Raw genomic sequence first — 22821 nt, forward strand, 5'->3', positions numbered from 1 at the left:
TAGTCATTGTCCAAACATCATTAAAGGGCCAGTTTCGAGTCAATCCCCCATAACATTTGCATCACTAAAACCTCAGCTACTACTAGAAGGAAAAGCAATAGCCAGACCTATTCACTACGCCAATTGTATATTACTCCTACCGCATAGCCATCTGACTCGATGTCCGCTTGCAACACGTGAAAGTCTGGGCAGGGGCTGCTTCTTTGAAGCTCATCAATCACTAACGCTTTTAAAACGCCGCCACATGCACTCAATCCGCCAAGTTTGATATCAACAAATTGATACTGAGTTTGATCGGTCACCCACGGAGACAAGAATTGCATTGAGTTTAACCATTGCGGTTCTTCCTTACTAACGGATAAATACAATTGACTGAGTGGATGTTCACAACTTACTCCTAATTGCTTAAACACCTTGTCCACGGCGATGCGTTGTTGTTTGGCATCTAAATCAATTCGAACAACATCAGGCACAAGACCTGAATGTCGAAAAAAACACTTGGTTAAAATGATAGAGCTTTGAGGTTTGACATGCCCTTCTACATCACTCGTAACCTCTATAGCCAGTATCCAAGTCGCTTGCGTTTCATTAACTTCACGATTTATCCGATTTAGTGCCATCAAAAATGCAGCTTGGCCATAAGGATAAAAGTAAATTTCAGTATTGACAGTTTGGCCAACGAAAATAGAAAGCTCGCTTATCAATGCTTTAAGCAAACTTTTGTCCACCGAAGATGGTAAAAGAACACAGAGATTCCCCTTGATATCAGCTTGCTCAAGACTCTCGCGCTCAGAGCGCACGAGGCTTAATATATGCTCATCTATTGATTGAGCAAAGTCAGGGGGTCGGATTTCCTCGGACAATCTAAAAGAATCATCAGCTATCTCGCGAACGGTGTGTGAACGGCCATTAAAGGATAGAAGATGCGTTTGAAATGCGAGTGGCATCTAGCCTCCGATTAAAACCGTAGGCATACCAGATAGAATTTTGCCACCATGAGACGTTGAATCGCCGACTCTCGCGGCTGGTTTACCGTTGATTGTTACGCTAGAAGAACCTGCTGAGATACTATCCGGAGGACCGATACAAATAAGCTTGTCGCCTTGTCTTGCCGCAGGTATCCCGCCAATCGTTACGTTTGGTGAACCAACAACGACGGGACCACCGACATGCGGTATCTTTCCTGTTTTTTTAGGGCAAAGATGAAAGCTGCCCAAAATTGCGGCTGGTTTACCCACTTTAAATCACCTTAGTTCAATGAAATTTGCCCAGCTTTAAGAGCAATAGCTGAGCCGTTGATGGATATTTTATTACCTTTGATATTGATTTCTCCAGAGCTAGACATCTGAATAGAAGCACCACCTACTTTGATCTCGACGCTCTTTCCTGCATTAAAAGACAGTACTTCACCCGTTTCATTCGAAAAGTTTTTACCTACTTTCAAGCTCGCGTTCTGACCAACCTCTTGATTAACATCATTGGTCACTTTTTCGGTTTTACTGTTTTCAACGGCGATATCAACACAGTCTTCAACTAGCATTTGGAACAGTTTTTCAGCATGAAGATAAATGTGCTCTTCACCAGGCTTATCATCGAAGCGCAACTCATTAAAATTGGATGTACCTTTTTGTACAGAGCGTGATTTATAACCACTCTGAGAACTTTGCTCTGGTAAAGCGTAAGGAAGGAGTTGACTACCGTTATATAGTGACCCCGTAACGATTGGTTGATCAGGGTCTCCGTTAACAAACTCGACGATGACCTCTTGTCCGACTCTAGGGTGAAACACCGACCCCCATCCGTTACCTGCAATATTTTGCGCAACACGAATCCAACATGAACTATTTACATCGTATTTACCAACACGGTCCCAGTGAAACTGAACTTTGATACGGCCATGTTTGTCTATGTAAATTTCACCATCTTTGTTCCCCGTAACTACTGCGGTTTGCAAACCTTTCATCTGAGGTTTCGGGTAGTTAACTGAAGGACGCAGGATTGTCTTTGAGTCAACACAACTAAACGAGACTTTGACACCTTGCGCACCGGTCCCACCTTGACCAGTCTGGTTATAAACAGCAGCAGACAAAAAAACAGAAGACAGTACATATTCTTTGCCGACTCGAGATTTATCTTCATGCTTTTTAAACTTGAAGCACTTGCCCACACTGAATGTTCTGCACGTAGCCTCGCCACGACACAAATATGCATTTTGCTGTAGTGCTTCTATTGCATGCGTGTTTCTCAGTGCGTATTGATCATTGCTCTCCATTTCACCCATGTATTCAAAATACTCGCTTCCAGGTACTGTAAAAAAATCACTTTCACCCTTTGCAGTATTTTTAGGATTCGAAGAAGGCTTGAGCATGTTATAGCCTGACTTTTGACTCGCTTTAGTAGTCAGAATTTGCGTTTCATGCCAAGAAGAAATGTGGCTAGATTTCGCCGTACCTGTATCAAAATCGACTAAAAACTCAGTACCCGGCTTATAAAAACTGATGTCATCAAAAATATTGAGCGTATGGGCAGACTTAGTATGTGTAAAGCAAAATGATAGCCCCTCCTCCGATAACAGACGTCGAACAAATTCAAGATCTGATTCCTCATATTGTACTTTGTATGTGTATTTAGGATAGGACTTGGTTAACTCAAAACTAAAGGCAACACTATGCTCCGATAGTACTTCAGAGATAATTTCCTTTATATCTTTATGCTGAAATATTCTGCAATTTTTTCGATATTCAGCGAAACGTAATTTAGGCTCTATTAATAATTCTATGTTTTTATAATTTTCGCCTTTATGTGTATTAGAAACCCTTTTCCCTTCTAATCTTGCAGCAGAAACATAACCATGCATATAACGAGGATTTGAAGAAACATCCTCATTATTTTCAAGGGTAATGGTAACTTCCTTACCAATAATTTCGTTTAACTCACTTCGTTGATCATTAAAGTAAGCTTTAGCACGCAATGAAAAAAGTTCTGAGATCTCTTCTCTATACTCAAACGAGTTTAGTATGATGGCATCTTTACCGAATGGGGAAGAAATTCGGATGAAATTGTTATCTTGAGTTGCTCTTTTCATTAAATACTTCTTTCAAAAAAATGCGGAGGAATACTCCCCCGCATGAAAATTACATTTGTTGACCTTTAACACCGCTGTAGCCGTATACCAATGGAGCAGAAGTGTTGTTCTTATCGTCAGTAGGAGTCACTGTCATCATCATTTCTGTGTAAGAAATTGTGATAGTTTCAACTGGACGATCGTCTTGGATAGAAACTGAGTAGTTAGAAATCATCGCATCAGTCAGTTCGATCTTCATGATCTCTTCAACCTTCTCACCCTGCTTAGTAATATGGAAAACCGCTGGTTTACCTTTACCAATCGTCGCTTCTTTAAATAAGTCAGGAGAAGAACGGTCTTGAAGTTTAGTGATAGTCAAATCATATAGACGAGTAGCGCTCGCTTCACGGTCCATCGCTGTACCAGTGTATGATGAGATCTCACGACCTACACTCCAATCTACAGATAGTAGTGTAATCAAATCTTTGTATTGCTCGGCTGTTGCCTCACCCTTAATATCTGCGTATTTAAGATACGTATTAGACTGCATGCTAATCTCCTATAGCATTATTAATTGACATATATCGTAGTAATTTAATTATCTGACGTTTGGTGATAATTAGTGATTAATGTATCAAAAACTTCATTTTAAATACGCCCTGTTATATCTTTAAATAAGATTTAATTTAAGCGTTTTTTATAAAAAATAATAGTTAATATGAACCAACTCCCAATTATTATTGAGAGTGTAAAGGATGTTAAACTATTGAGACATCAAGTCCACTAGTTGTACCTTTAACAATAATTTCATCAAACGTCTTATCATTAAGAATTGCATGCAATATTTCATGAGAAATCTTCGGAAGCAATGTATTTTCTATGGTTGTTTGTACCACACGCGCACCACTGCCAGACTCATTGCTATTGTCTACAATATCATTAATTAGTTCCTCATCAAAAAACAGGTCAGCGTTATAGTGCTTACGAATACGAGTCGTAATTTTATCCAACTTTAATTTTGTTATTTCTATCAATAATTTTCTTGATAGAGGCAAATAAGGTAATACGTTCACACGCCCTAAAAATGCAGGTTTAAAGTCGACCAACAAATCATCGCGTAAAGCATCTTTTAGTGCTGACGGCTCAGGAGATAAATCAGGATCAGAATACAAAGACATCGTCGTTTCGGTCCCTGTGTTCGCGGTCATAATAATAATAGTGTTTTTAAAGTCTATATCTCGACCTTCACCGTCTTTAATTGAGCCTTTATCAAACACCTGATAAAAAATATCTTGAACACCAGGGTGCGCTTTTTCCATTTCATCGAGGAGAATTACACTATAAGGTTTACGTCTAACAGCTTCAGTCAGTACACCTCCTTCTCCATAACCGACATAACCAGGAGGAGAACCTAATAGCAATGAGACTTTATGCTCTTCCTTAAATTCCGACATATTGATAGTCGTGACATTTTCTTCACTACCATAGACTTTCTCTGCAATCGCCAAAGCCGATTCGGTTTTACCCACTCCGCTTGGTCCGGTTAGGAGAAATACACCATTTGGTCGTGTCTCATCCGTGAGCTGCGCACTCGCGGTTTTTATCACTTCAGACATGAGCTCTAAAGCGTGATCCTGCCCGACAACTCGCTTACACAAACTTTCTTTCAAACCCAATACTGCTTGGATTTCATCATCCTGAAGTTTACCTAGCGGTATACCGGTCCAATCCGAAATAACTTCTGCGATTAGCGCTTCATTTACATGCGAAAAAACTAAGGGCTGTGAGTTAGCGGAAAGGTTATTTTCAAGCTCTTGTAACTTGTCTCTAGCAGTTTCAGAACCCTCCTGGATTATTTGGGTTCTAAGTGACTTAGCTTCATTTACCCATTCTTTTTCTTTTTCCCAAAGTACTTCTAATTCAATAATGTCATTAGATAGCGCATCAATCTCTTTTCGGACACCTTGCAGCTGCACATCAAGAGATGCTCCTAGCCGACTCTCTTGGCTAAGATGCTCATACTCAGCTTGCTTTGCTTTAAGTTTGTTTCTTTTCGCATCTAGGCCTCCCGGTGTAGATGACTGACTTAACGCAACTCGAGAACAGGCCGTATCCAAAACAGAAACCGCTTTATCTGGCAGTTGACGACCATTAATGTATCGAGCTGACAGTTGGACCGCTGCATTGAGAGCTTGGTTAGTGATATGAACATCGTGGTGTTGTGCCATTACATCAAGTAAGCCTCGTAACATTTCGATCGCGAGTTCAGGGGCAGGCTCATCAACCTTTACGACTTGAAAACGCCTAGTTAAAGCTGCATCTTTTTCAAAATACTTTTTATACTCTGCCCACGTTGTTGCTGCGATCGTTCTGAGTTCACCTCTCGCTAATGCTGGCTTCAGAATATTCGCCGCATCACCTTGGCCCGCTTGCCCACCACCGCCAATTAGGCCATGAGCTTCATCAATGAACAATATAATAGGCTGTGGAGCGTCGTTTACTTCCTTCACAAGGTTCTTAAGCCTGTTTTCAAACTCACCTTTCATGCCTGCGCCGGCTTGCAGTAACGCCAAATCCAGAGACTTAATTGCCACATTTTGCAGAGCGGGAGGTACATCGCCATCAATGATCTTTTGCGCCAAACCTTCAACAACGGCTGTTTTTCCAACACCAGCTTCTCCCGTAAGAATCGGGTTGTTTTGTCGGCGTCTTAATAAAATATCGATCATTAGGCGAATTTCATTATCTCTACCAATCACCGGATCTATTTTACCTTCCCTAGCTTGCTCAGTAAGGTCTGTTGTAAATTGATTCAAGGCGGAATTCGCGTTTGACTGCGCTAAGTCATTCGATCTTGATTGAGGCGCATTACTTTCTTTAAAGTTCAATAAGCGAGATGGTTCTATCTTGTTTAGTTCAGGACTAATCGAACCAGCCATGTTGACTAACGTATCATCAGACAAGTAGGCAAATAAAAGATGGATGCACCCCAACTGTTCTTGATTGAATTCAATGGTTGCAGACAACAAGGCATTTTGCATAACAGTCACCGTATGAGCTGATAGCCCAGGCACCGACTGGCATCCTGTTTTGTATTTTTCTAATGCCTTTTGAATATCGGTTTCAACCTTGATTTTATCGACATCAAATTCGTCAAAAACTTCAGAGTAAATATCGTCAGGATGGCGGATAATCATCATTAACCAGTGAGACATTTCAATACTGTGATGAGTTCGGGAGCTTGCCATCGCAGCTGCCTGTTCAAGTGTTTCCTTAGCCTGAGGAGACAATCTTTCGACCAACGCTGAAAGTGAGAGTGAAGCCATTACATTTCCTTTAAATAGTAATTGTTATAGTTCGATCTTTTGTACGTTCGTGTTTTTTAAGCACAGAACCAATACCTAACTGCCCCTGCTGTTTCGATAAACAAGCTTGTGGTAGCAAACTATGTTTGGTGGTGAGCTGCCACTTCAGTTGTTTATGTTTTCCAATCAACTCATAAGCAGCGTTCTTAATGATTGCTATATTGGGTTGGTTAGGAAGCAATTTACTAACTAGCTGTTTATCTTTTGGCAGAAATTCTATTGTTGTCCCCGCGTTGATATTCCATGCTTTCGAACCCAAAGAAGCTCCTACACCAAGTTGAGCAAACTGCCCTTCAGGCATAGTTCGGGATGCAAGGCGTGTTTGCTCTTCTTTCGTAAGGTGTAACCATTGTCCTTGAAATTCATGAACTTTTACTTGGCATCCAGATAAACATTCAAGAATACTTTTCAGTCCACCTTTACTTCTCACTGGTGAAGCAAACACACCACCATAGTGCCGGGACAGTGAACTCCCTTTCCCAGTTAATGCCGATTTACAGCTTTCTAACGGCGAACGCGCGCCCTGCGCATGCGCACGAGACTGAACAGTCAGCTGACTCAGTTGCCAACATCGATAATAAAGAGATAATAAGCGATGATTGAAAATATCGTAGAAGTCCACCATAGCCGTATCGCCTTCTTTTTGGCGATGTAAAGCTAATTCACTATAGTGCTGGGGAAGCACACCTTGCTCACCCGTTAGGCCTATTAAATTGGTCTCAATCTCTAACTTGCTGTCATCTATATTTTTCAGTTCACAAAGCTGAGCATTTTCAAAACCTAATGATGGATTAACCTTTAAGTTTAGCTTTTCATGCTTCGGTAACGCATCTGTTCCTATTTGCGCCTCTGCTTGCAGAACTTCGTGTTCAATAAGATGAATCGCTTCAAACAATGGATGTTGCTTTAATTCTCGATAAAATTGTTCCGCGCTCATAGCAACACCTTATCGCCAGTTAATGCGGGCCATAGGTGGAAAGACTTTCCCGTGGACTTAATTCTTATTTCTAACTGCGTAAAAATGTTAATTTCAGCATATTGCGAGAAGTAAACAGATAAAACACTACCTAAGAGAAAGATCTGCTCTTTAGGTAAAATTTGATCAGAAACCGTCAAAATAATTTTTATACCGTGCGCAAATCCAACTTTGCCTTTCTGACTAATTCTTCCTGTAGTAGGCTCAAACTCTAACTTAGTTAAAGCATCGATTACCGCTTTCGTTTCTGCTGTCCCAGAAAATGCATAGAGATTAAGGGTCTGCTTCAAAGTTGCTAAACCATCTTCCTCGGTAAAATGGTTTAAAGTTAAAAGCTTAGTTAACTGCCATCGTGTGCTTTCATCCATTTCTGGCCGAATAGTTTCTGATAAAGAAACTAAACAACGAACAGATTCGAAATTGTCATTTACCTCCGGTAAAGATACTTGCGGCAGCCCACCTCCAAATGGAAGTTTCTGCGCTAAGTTGCGGTTACAGCACTCAGCTTCCACGTACATTAACCAGTTTTCCCGGCTATCCGGGCTGAACAATTGATGTTTTTTATCAACAAAAGAAATGTAAGTTTCTCTACCTGGCTCATCATACCCACCAGCCCAGTTCTTATCCTCACGTCTCATCAACCAATAAATCTCACTAGTGTTCGTATAATGCGTGTGCTCACCAGCGTGATAACATGGCAAATTGTGGTACGTTTTGTTCCAGTTTCTCAACGTTACGTCAGAAATTGAGACAACCTCATTACTTTCAGCTTCTTGGTATTGCGGAGACAAGTGGTAATCGTATTCAGTTGGTAGAATACGCTTAGGCTCCATAATACTTTTAAATAAGTTGATCACAGGCACACAGCCTACCATTAAGCTTTCTTCGTCCACTTGCTTTGGAAGCCAGTCATCGTTGGTATCAAAGTAAAAATACAGTTCGACTTGCTCTCTAAGATCTAGCTCTGATAATCCAAGTTCGGTGATATCAAAGAACATAAACTTCTCAGGAAAGTGCAAATACTCAACAAGTAATCTTGCTCCTGAAAAGCTTCTTTTACTGTATGGCACAACTTTCTCATCTTCTGAAAATCCCACTTCAGAAAGATGTCTTTTGGTTAAAGGACGAACTTCTTTGCCATCCACAACAACAGATAAACCAATTAGGTTTTGAAACAGCATTTGGTAGAGCTTAAAAGTCAATTGAGATTGACCGTTTAAATAGAAGCGCAGCCGTTCTACCCCCATTTCACCAAGAGGAGTCTCTTCATCTTGAGCCGTGAGCTGTACTTTCAAAACTGAATGAGCATTGCTTTCCCATCGTGAGCCAACTGGCTTGAAAGGCGCATTTTTAAAAACGCCATAGGTCACATCAACAGGATACATTCTGACCGGATAACAAGTTCTAAACTCGCACTCATGATATCCAGGAGCACCGATAACAACTCGCTCGCCTTCTTCTACATCAAAATAAGAGGAAGTGGAGTTAGAACAGCTCATTTTAATGACTGACATTGACGGGATTGGGGCGTGAAAATCCGGATATAACTGTCCCATCAAAGACTCTGTAAACTGAGGGTAACTATTGTCTAAGCTTTGTCTAATCCTTGCTGTTAGAAATGCGCAGCCTTCTAACAATCTTTCTACGTGTGGATCGTCAACCTGTTCCTCACTAATACGAAGTCTCGCAGCAATCTTAGGATACTGCTCCCCAAACTCTTGCCCTTTATGACGCAAATAAGCTAACTCGCGATTATAGTACTTGAGAAACTCTTCACTCATTTTGCTCTACTCAGTTTCATACCTAAATTTACCGGCTCTACTTCAGAATTGAATCGCACTTCATGAATACTGTTATCAATTAAGCAAGTGGCATTTATCTGTAACCTCAATACCCTATCAATAGCGTTTTTCTCGTCCGAAATCTGGACATGAGGGTTCCTTAACCTCGGCTCAAACTCTTTAATTGCATCATGAACGATGTCGCAAAGCTGATTCTGCCCTTCTTGGCTGCTATAGGGCATTGAGGAAAAATCTGGCAGCCCATAATTCAATATTGAATAACGAACCTCTAGAAGATCATCAGGAATGTTTTTCCATCCAATACGACTATTCAGCATCGACTCTAGATCTCTAAGTAAGCTGCTCAACATCTGTTGCTGGCTTGCAGGGAAGTCTTTCTCATCTCGAGTGAGAGGATCACTATCTATCAATTTGTCGAGCAGAGAAACGGTTAACGACATGATATTTCTACGCTATTTGTTTCTGTTCTAATAATGTAGTCAAATCACAGATTGGAAGCGCTGAGTCACCGACTAACCAACATTTTTGACCCAAGCCAACAAAAGATTCTTGCTTACCAATCTGCTTCCAATCCGTTTCTCGACCTAACTTTTGCGCATCGGTCTCTGAGTCAACATATGTCAACGGCATATGGCCTTCGCCTTCACCAAGTCCATCGATATCAAACTCGACAGGTCGCCAAATACTCTCTAACAAAGAAGTAGGTGCTTTAACTTCTAGCGTATGGATGCTCGATACGGGTACAAGAAAATAGTTACCTGCTGTAGAAAACAGTTCAATGTAACCACCTAAACGATCATCAATATCTCTAGCATCTTCGTAGTTTGTGCCGTTTACGTTAAACCCTTTAATAGTACGATGCTCTTCAATGCGATGCGATAGACGTGACGCTTCTTCGTACTCTTGATTTCCGAGAGCAAGATTAAATCGAACAAGCTCTTTAGTTAATTCCTCATCACCTAATACTTTGGCACTAGCCGCACCATTGATAAAATCCTTTCTAGCTTGAGCTGCTTTCACTAAATGTCGTAGCTGACTTGCACCAGGCAGATACTCAGGAAACAATTTAATCGATTGCATGAGCTGAGCGTCCGCACGCTCGAAGTCCCCATCAATGCAAAGAAGCTCAATGAAGGAACTTCTCAAGCTCGCATCTTTAGGGGTTGCTTTAATTTCATCAATTAATTGCTCTAGAGCGTGTTGCAATAGGCCTTGGGACAAAGCATTTTTCCATTGAGTCATTGTTATTTCCTTACACCATGTGCTCTGGTGATAATTCGGTAATTAATTTAATGCTAGATACCATTTGATCGAGTTGAAAATGCGGTCGCAAATGGATAACTGAGTAATAATGTCCAGGAGTTTCTCTTTTCTCTCGAACTGTAATTTTCGCTTCATTTAGGGGGTATTTAGCTCGAAGCTCATCAGACGCTTCATCTGATGCGGTAGTGTACTGATGTAACCAGCGTTGAAAGTCACGCTCTAGGCTTTCTGCGTCTTGATACCCACCAATTTTGTCACGCCCCATAACCTTGAGATAATGTGCGACTCGCGATACACACAATGTGTATTGCAACATCGATGTCAGTTTTGCATTCGTTGAAATATGCTTTTCTGCGTATTGTTTGGGCTTGTAGAGAGATACATTCGAGGTCATCCCCACCATATCGGTCTCAGGTATTGGAGAAATAGAAATAAAACCGCACTCAGACAATTCTTGTTCTTTTCTCTCAGAGATTTTCAAGTTTAACGGACATCTTTCACGATCATTCTTGCCATTAACACGCATCTTGCTCCTTGTAGGAGCGACGATAATACCCTGACTGTAATCGCCTTGTTTAATCCCTCGCATATGCGTGAACCAACCATGTTCCTGAAATGCTCTAATTGATACGGCAGCAAAACAGTACGCACTACTCCCCCATAGCAAATCTCGATTGGAGTCGTAGATGTGTTCTTGAAAATTGAATTTATCATTCCGCGAGCCATCACTTTTGTATGGCTGACGGAACAAGACGTTAGGTGCAGTCAAACCAATAAATTTAGCGTCATCGTTGTCTCTCAAACTACGCCACTTTGCATAATCTTCCTGTTCAAATTGGGCCGCTATATCTCTTATCGCAGAGAGTTGAGCGAAACTATCAACACCAAACATCTCTGGCGATGCAGACATGATAAATGGGCTGAATGCTGCAGCTGCAGACTGAGAGATCTTACTCAACACAGACAGATCTCTATCAAAATAATTTTTACTAGGATCACAGCGAAGCTGATAATCTCCAACCACCACACCAAAGGGTTCTCCCCCTGCCATCCCATATTCATTTTGATAGAGCAACTTAAATAGTGCTGATTGGTCAAACTCGATGGCTTTTAAAGCATCTTTACTGATTTCATTCCATGTCGCCGTTAAAACCTTAACTTTTACAGAATCCGATGAACGAGAATCAACCTGTTCACATAAATACCTAACTCCAACCCACCCCCTTTCGAGCTGTTGAAACTCAGGATGATGTAATATTTCATTTAGTTGAGATTCTAATAGCTCATCAATGCGGTTAATTGTGTTCATCACACTATGACGAAAGCTGTCCAAATCTCTTGAACGTGTACCTTCTAGCCAAATTCGCGCTGACGATACAAGATCAGAAGATTCATTGAATCGAGTCAACCACGGGCTATCAAGTTCAGCGTAGCCTCCGGTACTGAACTCATGTTTTAGCTTGCTAGGGTCGCGAAAGTTAAGTGACACTGCTAATTCCATCTAGAACATAAAGATTGGTCATGGCTGGCCTTTCGACCAGCCAATTCGTTTCTTATCCACCTGACTGAGGGATCTTGGCCACAAGTCGCAAAGATGTAGTCAGTTCTTCCATTTGCAACCAAGGTTTCAGCCATGCTACGGCATTGTAAGAACCAGGTGCGCCAGGAATTTCCTTAACCTGAACACGAGCGTCTGCTAGAGGGTATTTCGCTCTGATCTCTTGACCACCGCCTTCAGAAGCATTGACGTAACCTAGGATCCAGCGGTTCAGCCAAGACTCAACGTCTTCTGCTTCCATAAAGCTACCAATTTTATCTCGAGCCATTACTTTCAAATAATGCGCAAAACGAGATGTTGCCATCATATAAGGTAGGCGGGCAGAAATGGCCGCATTGGCCGTTGCTTCAGGGGATTCATGGTTCGCTGGTTTTTGACAGGTTTGCGCACCAAAGAACACTGCATAGTTGGTGTTTTTGTAGTGACAAAGCGGTAAGAAACCAAGCTTACCAAGCTCCGCCTCACGTCTGTCGGTAATACCAATCTCTGTTGGGCACTTCATATCAGGGTCGCCATCATCACTCATGAAGAAATGCGTTGGCAAGTTATCCACTCGACCGCCGCCTTCTGCACCACGGATGGCAGTACAAAATCCATATTTTGAAAATGCGTCGGTTAACTTAACACCAAGAACATACGAAGAGTTCATCCAACAGTAGTCGTTATGTTCAGCGTTAACAGCAATACCTGAAACAGGATCTACTTCGAACTCTTCAAACCCAAACTCTTCGACTGGAGCGGTAGCTTGTCCGTATGGCAAACGAGCAAGGACTTTTGGCATCGTCAGACTAACGAAGCGCGAATCGGCACTCTCGCGGAAAGAACGCCATTGGGCGTATTCTAGTGATTCAAATACCTTATCTAGGTCGCGTGGTTTTGACAGCTCAGTCCACTCATCAAAGCCGAATAGTGCTGGTGAAGCCGCGGACAAGAATGGAGAGAAGCCAGAAGCCGCTACATTTGACATTAGGCGTAACGACTCAATATCTTCTGGGTGGTTGGTAAACTCATAGTCTCCAATCAATGCACCATACGGTTCACCACCAGCACTACCAAACTCAGACTCGTAAACCTTTTTAAAGATCTGGCTTTGATCAAACTCAACAGCTTTGCTCAAGTCTTTATGTAGCTCTTTCTTGGTCATGCTCATCATGCGAACTTTCAGAGTAGAGCTGGTCTCTGAATTCATCACTAGATAATTTAAGCCGCGCCAAGAACCTTCGAGTTTCTGTAATTCTGGGTGATGCATTACTTCAGACAACTGATCAGAAATCTGCCTATCGAGCAAATTAATCGCTTCACGAAAAGTTACTGTTAGGTTTTTGTTCCAAGTAACTGTCCCTTTCATTGCTTCTTCAGCGAGCGTTTTAATCAGCTCCTCAGCACGAGAAGCTTCGGTCTGCTTAGTCGCACCAATAGCTTGATCTAAGAATGAAGTTGTCTGTTCATTAACAGTTGGATCTAACTGTTTTTCAGCTTCAGTCGTCATTATTCCGCTCCTTCAGTACTGTCTGACTTCGCTTTCTTGCCAAGATCTAACTCGCCTGCAAGTCTTGCCAGATTGTCTGTATTGTTCAAAACATCCTCTAGGATATTTTCAAGCTCTTCTGAGCGGTCAACTTTTGTCATCAAATCACGCAGTTTATTACGCGTTTCCATCAATTGGCGTAGTGGATCAACTTGATTTACGATCGCAGCAGGCTCAAAGTCTTGCATTGATTTAAAGTTTAAATCGACCTCAAACTGTGAATCGTCATTCGCAAGCTTATTCGCAACTTTAAACTTCACCGATGGATTCATTTTTTTGAGTACATCGTCAAAGTTATCTCGATCGATCTGAATAAAACGGCGGTCTTTTAATGGCTTCAACGCTTCTGTGTTTTGACCAGCGAAATCACCCATTACACCTACAACAAAAGGCAGTTCTTTCTTAAGAGTTGTACCTTCAGTTTCAACATCATAGGTAATGTGGACACGAGGCTTCCGTACTCGTGATAGTTTCGAGTGGATACTCGTCATACCATTCTCCCTTTATTAATTTTCATTTTGTTCTGCTATGCCAACCAAACGGAAGTAGCTTTTCTTTGCATCCCCGTCGGAGATAAGTTCCGCCAGTAACTCCGGCAGAGGCATCCCACACCAACGAATGATCTGTTCGATGGAGTAAGAAACTGGTGAGTGAGGTTCACTCTCTCGGAAGAAATCAGCTACTTGCTGCAATTGTCTAATTGCCTGCTCTCGTGATTTCATGTTTGTCGCTAATAATGCATCACAACTTTGTGCACTTAACGGTTGTTCAGAAGAAGATTCATCAAGATCCTCTAGCTCTTCAATCACTGCTTGTGGTTGATTAAAACGATCTCCTAGAAGGCGCTTTAATGCCGCGTGTATTGATTCAAGTCTTTTTGATATATAAGAGCTAGGAGTCACATCACCGACCGCTTCATCTAATCGCTGACTGAATTCATTAAATGATTCTGTAGCGAACTCCAAATCCGTGATTAATTCTTGATAAAACGTATCAGAAGTCGACTTAACCGTAGTTATAATTTCAGATAACTCAACAGCCCCAAGCTCGACTCGATTTCGGCGCTTATCTTCGTCTAAGCGCTCAAGCTCTATAGCTTGCTGATATTCCCAATAGGCATAAGCTTGCTCCACGCCTAAGTCAGTCAATGGTATACAAGCAATTGGAAAAATAAGTGTTCCTTCACTATCGATACCATTGAGGCCAATAATCGCCGATATTCTTGTCTCAATACCATCTTCATCAGGCATTGGGTACAGATCATCCCAAAAGTTCTCAATTAAACTGGTTGCGAGTTTGTAGCCAACGCCCATACCACGAAAACCATACAATCGAGTTAGGGCTTCTATAAGCCAGGCAACAAATTCCAAATCTTTAGACTGATTCGTGAGTATTTCTGGGACATCTTCAATAAATACTCGCCATAAATTACTGTGGGTATAGATACTTTCTTCTTCTATAAGAGCATTACGTTCAGCGTTGCGGGCGGCCATACGCTGATCTTTCAACCGATAGTAAGCAGACTGTGGTGATACATCCTCTCTAGGATCAATACCTGTAGGATTTTCTTGAGATATAGGAGCCAACGCTTGTTCATACCAATCAAACATTTCATTACTCATAAGCTCTCCCTCTTAGAAAGACAGGTATCGTCGCGTCTTCTCTAGTTACTGTTTCGCACTCCGTTTGCGCTTGGCGAACTTTGATCAAAGCACAAGTTACGTTATCACTTGCGCCCCGAACCAAAGCCGAATGCATGAGCGCTAATCCAGCTTGGTTGACTGAGTCTGCATACAATGTCCGATGAATTTCATCACTCGTAAGTTCCTTAGAGAGTCCATCGCTACAGAGTAGAAACTGATCGCCGTCAGCCAACTGCCCTGAAACTTGATCAATAGTGACACTTTCGTCGACCCCAACAGCTCTGGTAATAACATTTGCAAGAGGGTGCGATTCGGCATCTTCAAATGCCAATAAGCCCTGATCCACTAAGTCCATGACTTGACTATGATCACGTGTTTTTTGGACAAAATTACCACTTCTAAGCTGGTAAATTCGGCTATCACCCACCCAAAGACAGTGGTAATACCCATCCTGAATAAACAACAAAACAAGTGTTGTTCCCATCGTTTTACCGTCTAAGTGATTTTGTGCGTATTGGTAAATTTCTAAGTTCGCTTCTTGAACCACTCTTCGGATATCATCGATATTAGTATTGGAGACATCCTGCATGTGGCGCGCGACTCTATCCACTAGCATCTGGCTTGCTATATCGCCAGCACTGTGTCCACCCATTCCATCGGCAACCACCCAAATATGCTGTTCTGTCATATCCAACAGAGCATCCTCGTTATAAGGGCGTACTTTTCCTGCGTGCGATTTAGCAAAGGTAAAATAGTTCCAATTCATTCTTCTATCCTACCAATTCCACTTTTTCCAGCCGCCATCAAGCATGGCTGAAAACTGACCAATTGAAGGAAATCCACTAGTAATGAACATGCATGGTTCAACCTTCGTTGAACCTTCAGTCCACCAAAAACATGGTTTACTCAATTTTTCTTTAATGAGGTAATTCAAAAGCGTGTTTTGATCAGTATTGCCGTGATCATGAAAAACTGTAGATATTTGGCTTTGATAAAGAAACTCTAGAGGCTTCACTTCACTTGTTACATTCGCAACGAGGTCATTTTTTTCTTGAGTACTCTTATGCCAAACATCAAAGACAAAGTCGTCCTCAAGTACTGAAAGAGCAAGAGCGGCACTGTCCTCGGTCCAAGCTCTGTCACCCCAATATTGCGCAGCTTCACCTTTTACGGCACGAGCTATAGTAAAGAAAAAGTATCTACCGCATGCATCAACACTAGGAATCATGCTACCAATGTAGGTTGAGTCTTCTAAATAGCTAATATCCAAAGCAAAGTGCCACACAGGAGCCGTTAAAAAGTGCTCATTCCAGCTTTCACCCAGTTGTTCCCTGCTGACTGCAATAACCGCCTGTTGCCAATCATGCCAACGCTCCGAGAAATCTTGTGATAAACCATCTTTCACAAAGTCCCCTTTTGCAGGCATTTTACCGATATAGCCCCAGCCTGATGTTATAAGGTTCGTGGACATCTGAACCTCTCCATTTCATTTGACCAAAACGGATTAATGGCACTAGAAGGAATAAGCTCTAGCTGCACCTTATTTCCCTTTAAATCAATCATAACTATATTGTCTTTACGCGATTCTGGCCTTGCTTTAAGTGATTGATCCAAAAGCTTGAATATGCCCCACTCACCTTCATAGGTATGCGCAATTTCGCGTTTAGATTCAGGTGGTGTGAACACAATTCGAGTCTGATCTTGACCGGCAGGCCAACTCAACGATTTAGCTCTTGCTGGTCCATGCTTATAAACCAAATCTTGTCCACCCAACTCTAAGACAAATCGAGTAATGTGCTGGTCTAGATAAACAGGCTTCATCCCAAACTCTACGCGTAATGAATTATCAGATTCAAAGAAAGACTGCCTGATACGTTGCGCTCTTTGAAAGACCATTAGTGTTTCTGGACGAACTCCAATTTCCTTTTCTAATCGCCAACGACTTTTCGAAGTATCCACAAACGGTTCGAGGTATTCTTGGAAGAATGCGTCAAGCGTACCTCCATAACCAAAGAATCGCTTAAAGTCTTTCAATCTAACTTCTCTGCTCGCGTTGGACTCGAATGGATATCTGCCAGCAATAGTCCGCTGATAAGGGCGGACCACCTGTGTTACCCAAAGTTGATTTAGATGATCCTTCGAACCGCTCTCCGCAAACTTAACCGACTCTTGAGAAAGCTCACCTAGCCATTGATTAAATGGTCTCGGCAAAAGTTCTTTAGCACGAGCGAAGGAAGCTGCGACATCTTGTGTAACGGTTCCATCTAAAATACTTTTGTAGGCAATTTTCTGATTGTTACCAGAGCTTGATAAGTCACTTAAATACGAACGCAAGTTAACCATTGCTTGTTGAATATCATCAAAGTCTTGCTCACCAAGGCGTAAGATCTCTGAAAAATGCGATTCGACTTCTTTACCTGGCAGAGCAACATTGAAGCCGTTTTCTTCAGGTAAATACATGTCTAGTCTATCTGCCGTATTTGAAAACTTAACTTTGGCAACTTTACCAGCAACTTCAGAAGCGGCTTTTTGATTTTCTGACAATGATACTTTTGATAGAGCAACCTCTTTTTGGATTGCTCTCAACAAAGATTCGATTGGTCTTTCAACTCCAGATAAAACCCTCGCTTGCTCTGTCGCAAGTTCTAGGCTCGGAGCCTGCTTCAATTTAATATCTTCGATCAACGTTTTCCATTCATTAACATAATCTTGATAGTATCGAGACTGAACGCCTTGGATGGCACTATCTTGATCAATTTCATGAGCCTTAAGATCGTCACCATAAACCCAGTTCTCTTCCATTAGGCTTTTTACTGTACGGTTGATCTGAATCTGAAAAATGCTATGAAAACCATTGTACGTGTAGAAACCCGAAATGCCTTGTGATAGCGGTTTTCCACTAGCTCGCTCGAACTGCTCAAGCCCTTTAGGTCCCAATACATCAGTCAAGCGAAATGAAGGTACATGACTCTTAGAAAATTGTATTTTCATTCGCTGATAAGCACGTTCAGGTAGAGACATTTGAGTCAACACTTCTCGAGCACTCGTCACGGCAGCAGTGTTGTAAGTAAAGCCTTGTCCATCGTTGCCTAATAAATATTGAGTGTGCTGTAGCAAACGTCTTCTTAAGTCTGCGTTTAGCTCACCCGGATATTGACGTTCGAAATAAAAGTTAAACCAAGCCAACACTTCATCTTGTTGATATTTGTCTGGATTGAATAACATCAAATACGTTTTTAACGTTTCGTACAAATACTCACGATGCTGTTGATTGCTCTCCATTTCTGACACCAAGCTATCAAGAAGCAGAGGGGCGTAATATTGGGTCAAAGCATCAGAATATGCATTGTTTGCCGCCTGAGACACTTTGTCTCCTTGATAGAGACCAAACCTCTTTACAGAGTCGGCATCACCGTAGTCGCTTTGCTTTCCGAGAGGAAGCGTCATCAACCTATCTAATGTTTCTACAGCTGAAACAATATCCGCTTCAAAATCTAAACTTTGAGCGCCAATCATTGCATCAATATGGCTCGCTTGTTCATTGGTATCGACAATTAACTGTGAGTTCCACTTATAACTCATAAACCAAAGCGCAGAAGCTCCTAGCAGTAGCGTTGTACATCCAATGTAAACACCTCGACGCATCCAACCTGACTGCTTTTGATAGTGACGATTAACTGTTCCTAACAGTTGCTCTTTGAAAATAACCTTGTCAAAAAGATTCTTTACGAAATAACTATGAGAGCCAGTCTGACTCTTTGCTAGAGCTAAACGATTTAACCCAAGTCCATTGGTTGATTCATTCATCAGCTTATCGACTGGTAAGCCTTCTTGAACCGAACTCAACATAAACACACCACGAATCAAGGCAGGCTCTTCAAAACTGTTTTGTGCAAAAATTTCAGCTAAAAACTCGTCAAGATTAGCTTGTAGCACTCTTAATTGCTTTGGAAATTCAAAGATAAGCGCGCGTTTATCTAAATCGTCCTCTGTTTCAAGTATTCTAAGCATACGGGCATCAAGGCGCTCCAACATGCCATGAAATTCTTTGTTGAATAGAGAAATAACGCCTCTTTCATCATCCACTTCACGAGGGAACATGAAACCAAATAATTCCTCTCGCTCTTCCTTACTTAAATCGGCAAAAAACTCATTGAAACCGGCAACTAAATCCATTTTGGTGAGCAATACGTAAATCGGAAACTGCATGCCTAACTGGTTTTTCAGTTCTTGAAGTCTCGACTTAATTGCTCGAGCATGAAGATTTCGCTCGGTTCGAGTCTGAGACATCACGCTGGCTAAACTTATCGTAACAATCGCACCATTAATTGGTCTTTGCGTTCTATACTTTTTCAACAATCCTAAGAAACCATGCCACGCTTTAGAGTCGACCTTTTCTTGACTGTCTTGTGTCGTATACCGGCCAGCCGTATCTATAAGAACTGCTTTATTTGCAAACCACCAATCACAGTGGCGAGTGCCACCTACACCGGCAATAGAGTCAGAGCCAAGGTTGTCTCCTAATGGAAACTCTAACCCCGACTGCTTTAATACGGTTGTTTTCCCCGTTCCAGGAGGGCCAATCAACACATACCACGGTAAGTCATACAAGCTTCTCTTGCCTTTGTGTGTTTTCGTCACTACTTTGACAGCTTGCTCAATACGCTCGCGCATTAAGTCAATTTCACTTGCCGCTTCTTTATCTGATAGGCTATCAACCTCAAGCAACGTTTGAATACTTTCGTCTTCTTTCACCTTTTGCTTATGCTGCTTGGTAACGTTAAATATCGCCCAAAGCAACACCAACACTAGAATAGTGACTAGCCGTTGAAAGTCACTCTTTAGGGGCTCATATCCCGCTATCGCAATAAGTGGACCAACAACCCAAATGAAAATAGAACAAGCAGCGACACCTATAAGACCGAGAAACCATCTTTGAGTAAATATTCTGCCAATTTCTTTAATACGCATCTCTATCTACCTATTATTAATTCGCGACAAGAAGGTCGATTTCAATCCGGCGGTTAATAGCTCGGTTTTCATCACTACTGTTTTCAACTAATGGTCTTGCATCCCCCAATCCCTCGGGTATCACTCGCCCTTCTAATGCACTATTCGAGATCAGTTGTTCAGACATAGCAGTGGCTCGAGCTAATGATAGGTGCCAGTTCGAGGGATATTTACTCGTGAAAATAGGCCTATCGTCGGTGTGACCAGTAACAATGATCTTGCCTTGGGTCGACTCCAATGTTCTCGCAAGCTTAGAAATAACGGGTTGGATGTAAGCGACAACATCAGCACTACCTGATTCAAATAGATCTTGAGACTTTAACGAAATTCTTACCCTGTCTTGCAGCGGCTCAACATTGATTAGCCCCTTACCGATCTCAGTTGCTAGATACATTGAAATCTTTTCTGCAATTGGCGCTGATTTTGATTCTGACGTTGCATCTTGGTTAAGTTGTTGCGGTTGAATCAAATTGACTAATTGAGAAAAGGTGCGATTGGATGCCTTATTTAGCTCATAACTAAAATACATATATATGCAGACCAATAGTGCCGCCGTTACAGAACATACAACCCAAAGAGGAGCTCTATCAGAAGCCTTTGAGCCATTCAAAATGTGTTGGTCGATACTATTGCTTAGTTCCTGAGGGACTCCTCTCCCATAAGTCTTAAGAGTAGCAATAACCTGTCTTCTCAATTTCCGGTGCGATTCCAGTCCATTTTTTTCTAAACGGTATTGACCCAGAAACCCGAGAGATAAGCACACATACATTAGTTCAAGCAAATCTAAGTTCACATCTGGTTTCGCCATGCACTTATCAAGATGCTTAAAGAACGCTTCCCCACCTTGACTGCTAGCATAGAAGGAGCTAAGTAATGAATCGTGACTCCAGAATGAATTCCCACCCCAATTGGTGTTAAGGACAACTTCATCTAGTGAACAGCATAAACAATAACGAGCTGTATCAATGGTATCCAAATCAACGTCATGCTGACGTAATCGGTTCTCATAATCTCTAAGCTTTTGTGCCAATGTCTCTTTTAGAAACAACGGATCGGAATGAGTCGCTGTCGAGCGAATTTGACCGATAATAGATAACAGGCCATTCGCCTCTGCTAGTAGAGAGTTATTCCCATAAGCGACCACTGAATCATTGTTCACCAATTCAGGACTTTTTGAGATAACTACGGTATTATCCACAGACTCTTCTGATTGTGGTTTCGATGCGGGTGCTCTTCCACCCGGTGTTGGTTTTACTATCGTTTGTTCCATACAGAGCGCGCCTATTGATTAATACTCCAAAGCTCAAGTTCAGCATTCGGAAAATGCCCTGATAGGTGAAGCGCAATACCGCCACTATCTTTTAGCCTCATCCAAAATGGCCCTTTCTTGACAACTTCGAAATAGACATAGCCCGTTTGGTAAGGAATCTGTCTCGGGACGACACTCAACGGCACTACGTTTATACCGTTGATCTGATTATTAATTAGATCGCGAATCTGTTCTGCCGGGCCAAACTTGAGTTGCGCTGGGACCAGGCGTCTTATTTCATCTGTTGTGGTATCTGCTTTAATTGCTAGCACAAATTGGCATGACTCAAGCAAGCGTTTATCTGGAAGCGGCGTCACTTGAATACCGTATTGGCGAGGCTCCAACGGAAGTTTGGTCGCAGTTTGGTCAAGAACAACACTGAGGTACTGACTGAGTATCTGATTCAACTCGCTATAAACACTTGATACATCTAAGTGATCATACGCAAGCAAACTTGGGACTCTTTTAGTTTTATTAGAAAAAGTGGCTAACTCACCAATGTAACCTTTAAGTGTCGTCGCTAATTCCAGTGGATGTAACCTATCTAACTCACTGAAATGCTTTAACTTCGCCTCATATCGGTTCAACATTTGGAGCATGATGAAATCAACAGCAGATGCCGATGCAGATTTGCCCTTAATCAAGCGCTGCGCAATAACGTCAGCACGCATCTTTGTCATCGCGATAACGTTACGTAGATAAGCTGACATAACTTTATCGCTCAGGAGATTGATAAGCGGAGGAACGTACTCATCGTCTAGTATAATTTCCCCTTCAGGAGTTACCTCTTTGATCCTTAAGATAGGTAACTCCACATAACCCGCTAATTTGTCATTACCCGCTTTCAACTCAAGGTTGAGGGCTGCAACTTGGATGGTTTCTTCATCTTGTCCTGTAAGGTTATCTATCACGTCGATATCTTGAAGTACATAACGAGAGACGATCGATTCGCTTACATCCGAAACGTTTTTACCTGTAACACTTGAAAGAGGGAGAGTTATTTTTACTAACGTATTTTCAGTGTTTTTATCAATAAGTAGAGGCGAAACTGAATCGTTGGATATTAACGTATTAACCAACGTCATATCTGGCAAAACAGCTTCAAGATGCTCAAGTTCAATAAGACCATCTTTTAGCGCGTGTTTTTTTACTCGACATTTCCAAACTCCCCAATTGTAAGCCCCACCTAACTGATGTAAGCCCTTGAATTCTTGAGAGGTTGCGCGTTCTTGTTGTTGGAAGTGCTGGGGACGTAAAAACATTCCTTCGCACCAAGCCGTCTTGGAGTATTGCGTCATTTATA

Annotated in this window: 18 protein-coding genes; all 18 read right to left on the minus strand. The window is 41.8% G+C overall.

Features of this window, described 5'->3' with window-relative positions:
• Positions 1–107 precede the first annotated feature (107 nt).
• Entirely contained in the window at positions 108–947 is an 840-nt protein-coding gene (locus tag R7040_RS05400) for an NAD/NADP transhydrogenase subunit beta (protein WP_318095468.1), read from the minus strand.
• A complete protein-coding gene (locus R7040_RS05405) occupies positions 948–1238 on the minus strand; it encodes a PAAR domain-containing protein (protein ID WP_005375969.1) in 291 nt (96 codons plus the stop codon).
• A gap of 11 nt (positions 1239–1249) precedes the next feature.
• A complete protein-coding gene (tssI, locus tag R7040_RS05410; RefSeq protein WP_047101024.1) occupies positions 1250–3085 on the minus strand; it encodes a type VI secretion system tip protein TssI/VgrG in 1836 nt (611 codons plus the stop codon).
• 49 nt (positions 3086–3134) lie between these two features.
• Positions 3135–3614 (minus strand): Hcp family type VI secretion system effector, encoded by a 480-nt coding sequence (locus R7040_RS05415; protein ID WP_005375967.1) that lies wholly within the window; start codon positions 3612–3614, stop codon positions 3135–3137.
• Between the two features lie 208 nt (positions 3615–3822).
• Positions 3823–6390: a type VI secretion system ATPase TssH gene (gene tssH, locus R7040_RS05420; RefSeq protein ID WP_047100998.1), complete on the minus strand. Its 2568-nt coding sequence runs from the start codon at positions 6388–6390 to the stop codon at positions 3823–3825.
• 10 nt (positions 6391–6400) lie between these two features.
• Entirely contained in the window at positions 6401–7366 is a 966-nt protein-coding gene (gene tssG, locus R7040_RS05425) for a type VI secretion system baseplate subunit TssG (protein WP_047100996.1), read from the minus strand.
• Positions 7363–9186 carry a type VI secretion system baseplate subunit TssF gene (gene tssF / locus R7040_RS05430; RefSeq protein WP_064354824.1) on the minus strand — a complete coding sequence of 608 codons (1824 nt, stop codon included), beginning with the start codon at positions 9184–9186 and terminating at the stop codon, positions 7363–7365. Before tssF ends, tssG begins: the two co-directional genes overlap by 4 nt.
• A complete protein-coding gene (tssE, locus tag R7040_RS05435) occupies positions 9183–9647 on the minus strand; it encodes a type VI secretion system baseplate subunit TssE (RefSeq protein ID WP_017635621.1) in 465 nt (154 codons plus the stop codon). Before tssE ends, tssF begins: the two co-directional genes overlap by 4 nt.
• Positions 9648–9654: 7 nt before the next feature.
• Entirely contained in the window at positions 9655–10449 is a 795-nt protein-coding gene (locus R7040_RS05440) for a type VI secretion system accessory protein TagJ (RefSeq protein ID WP_064354825.1), read from the minus strand.
• Positions 10450–10459: 10 nt separating this feature from the next.
• A complete protein-coding gene (gene tssC, locus R7040_RS05445; protein ID WP_025767712.1) occupies positions 10460–11971 on the minus strand; it encodes a type VI secretion system contractile sheath large subunit in 1512 nt (503 codons plus the stop codon).
• 52 nt (positions 11972–12023) lie between these two features.
• Complete coding sequence (gene tssC / locus R7040_RS05450; protein ID WP_005375950.1) at positions 12024–13517, minus strand: type VI secretion system contractile sheath large subunit; 1494 nt, start codon at positions 13515–13517, stop codon at positions 12024–12026.
• Positions 13517–14047, minus strand: a complete 531-nt coding sequence (tssB, locus tag R7040_RS05455; RefSeq protein WP_005375949.1) for a type VI secretion system contractile sheath small subunit — start codon at positions 14045–14047, stop codon at positions 13517–13519. The genes tssC (R7040_RS05450) and tssB overlap by 1 nt, the downstream gene beginning before the upstream one ends.
• A gap of 15 nt (positions 14048–14062) precedes the next feature.
• Positions 14063–15178: a type VI secretion system protein TssA gene (gene tssA / locus R7040_RS05460; protein WP_318081114.1), complete on the minus strand. Its 1116-nt coding sequence runs from the start codon at positions 15176–15178 to the stop codon at positions 14063–14065.
• Positions 15171–15965, minus strand: a complete 795-nt coding sequence (locus tag R7040_RS05465; RefSeq protein WP_005375947.1) for a PP2C family protein-serine/threonine phosphatase — start codon at positions 15963–15965, stop codon at positions 15171–15173. Before R7040_RS05465 ends, tssA begins: the two co-directional genes overlap by 8 nt.
• Positions 15966–15974: 9 nt before the next feature.
• Positions 15975–16670, minus strand: a complete 696-nt coding sequence (tagF, locus tag R7040_RS05470; RefSeq protein WP_005375944.1) for a type VI secretion system-associated protein TagF — start codon at positions 16668–16670, stop codon at positions 15975–15977.
• Positions 16652–20170 carry a type VI secretion system membrane subunit TssM gene (gene tssM / locus R7040_RS05475; protein ID WP_318095469.1) on the minus strand — a complete coding sequence of 1173 codons (3519 nt, stop codon included), beginning with the start codon at positions 20168–20170 and terminating at the stop codon, positions 16652–16654. The genes tagF and tssM overlap by 19 nt, the downstream gene beginning before the upstream one ends.
• 16 nt (positions 20171–20186) lie before the next feature.
• The gene (gene tssL, locus R7040_RS05480; protein ID WP_064354827.1) at positions 20187–21479 is read right to left on the minus strand and encodes a type VI secretion system protein TssL, long form; all 1293 of its coding nucleotides are present in this window, start codon (positions 21477–21479) and stop codon (positions 20187–20189) included.
• An 11-nt stretch (positions 21480–21490) separates the two neighbouring features.
• Positions 21491–22816: a type VI secretion system baseplate subunit TssK gene (gene tssK / locus R7040_RS05485; protein ID WP_213895877.1), complete on the minus strand. Its 1326-nt coding sequence runs from the start codon at positions 22814–22816 to the stop codon at positions 21491–21493.
• Positions 22817–22821: the final 5 nt, after the last annotated feature.

The organism is Vibrio sp. 1069 (assembly GCF_033340555.1).

Excerpts from the sequence above, each read along its gene's own strand:
- R7040_RS05465 (WP_005375947.1), bottom strand. The coding sequence starts at position 15,965 with ATGAATTGGAACTATTTTACCTTTGCTAAATCGCACGCAGGAAAAGTA.
- tssG (WP_047100996.1), bottom strand. The coding sequence starts at position 7,366 with ATGAGCGCGGAACAATTTTATCGAGAATTAAAGCAACATCCATTGTTT.
- R7040_RS05415 (WP_005375967.1), bottom strand. The coding sequence starts at position 3,614 with ATGCAGTCTAATACGTATCTTAAATACGCAGATATTAAGGGTGAGGCA.
- tssI (WP_047101024.1), bottom strand. The coding sequence starts at position 3,085 with ATGAAAAGAGCAACTCAAGATAACAATTTCATCCGAATTTCTTCCCCA.
- tssK (WP_213895877.1), bottom strand. The coding sequence starts at position 22,816 with ATGACGCAATACTCCAAGACGGCTTGGTGCGAAGGAATGTTTTTACGT.
- tssA (WP_318081114.1), bottom strand. The coding sequence starts at position 15,178 with ATGAGTAATGAAATGTTTGATTGGTATGAACAAGCGTTGGCTCCTATA.
- tssL (WP_064354827.1), bottom strand. The coding sequence starts at position 21,479 with ATGGAACAAACGATAGTAAAACCAACACCGGGTGGAAGAGCACCCGCA.
- tssE (WP_017635621.1), bottom strand. The coding sequence starts at position 9,647 with ATGTCGTTAACCGTTTCTCTGCTCGACAAATTGATAGATAGTGATCCT.
- tagF (WP_005375944.1), bottom strand. The coding sequence starts at position 16,670 with ATGTCCACGAACCTTATAACATCAGGCTGGGGCTATATCGGTAAAATG.
- tssC (WP_005375950.1), bottom strand. The coding sequence starts at position 13,517 with ATGACGACTGAAGCTGAAAAACAGTTAGATCCAACTGTTAATGAACAG.
- tssM (WP_318095469.1), bottom strand. The coding sequence starts at position 20,170 with ATGCGTATTAAAGAAATTGGCAGAATATTTACTCAAAGATGGTTTCTC.
- R7040_RS05440 (WP_064354825.1), bottom strand. The coding sequence starts at position 10,449 with ATGACTCAATGGAAAAATGCTTTGTCCCAAGGCCTATTGCAACACGCT.
- tssC (WP_025767712.1), bottom strand. The coding sequence starts at position 11,971 with ATGGAATTAGCAGTGTCACTTAACTTTCGCGACCCTAGCAAGCTAAAA.
- tssB (WP_005375949.1), bottom strand. The coding sequence starts at position 14,047 with ATGACGAGTATCCACTCGAAACTATCACGAGTACGGAAGCCTCGTGTC.
- tssF (WP_064354824.1), bottom strand. The coding sequence starts at position 9,186 with ATGAGTGAAGAGTTTCTCAAGTACTATAATCGCGAGTTAGCTTATTTG.
- tssH (WP_047100998.1), bottom strand. The coding sequence starts at position 6,390 with ATGGCTTCACTCTCACTTTCAGCGTTGGTCGAAAGATTGTCTCCTCAG.
- R7040_RS05400 (WP_318095468.1), bottom strand. The coding sequence starts at position 947 with ATGCCACTCGCATTTCAAACGCATCTTCTATCCTTTAATGGCCGTTCA.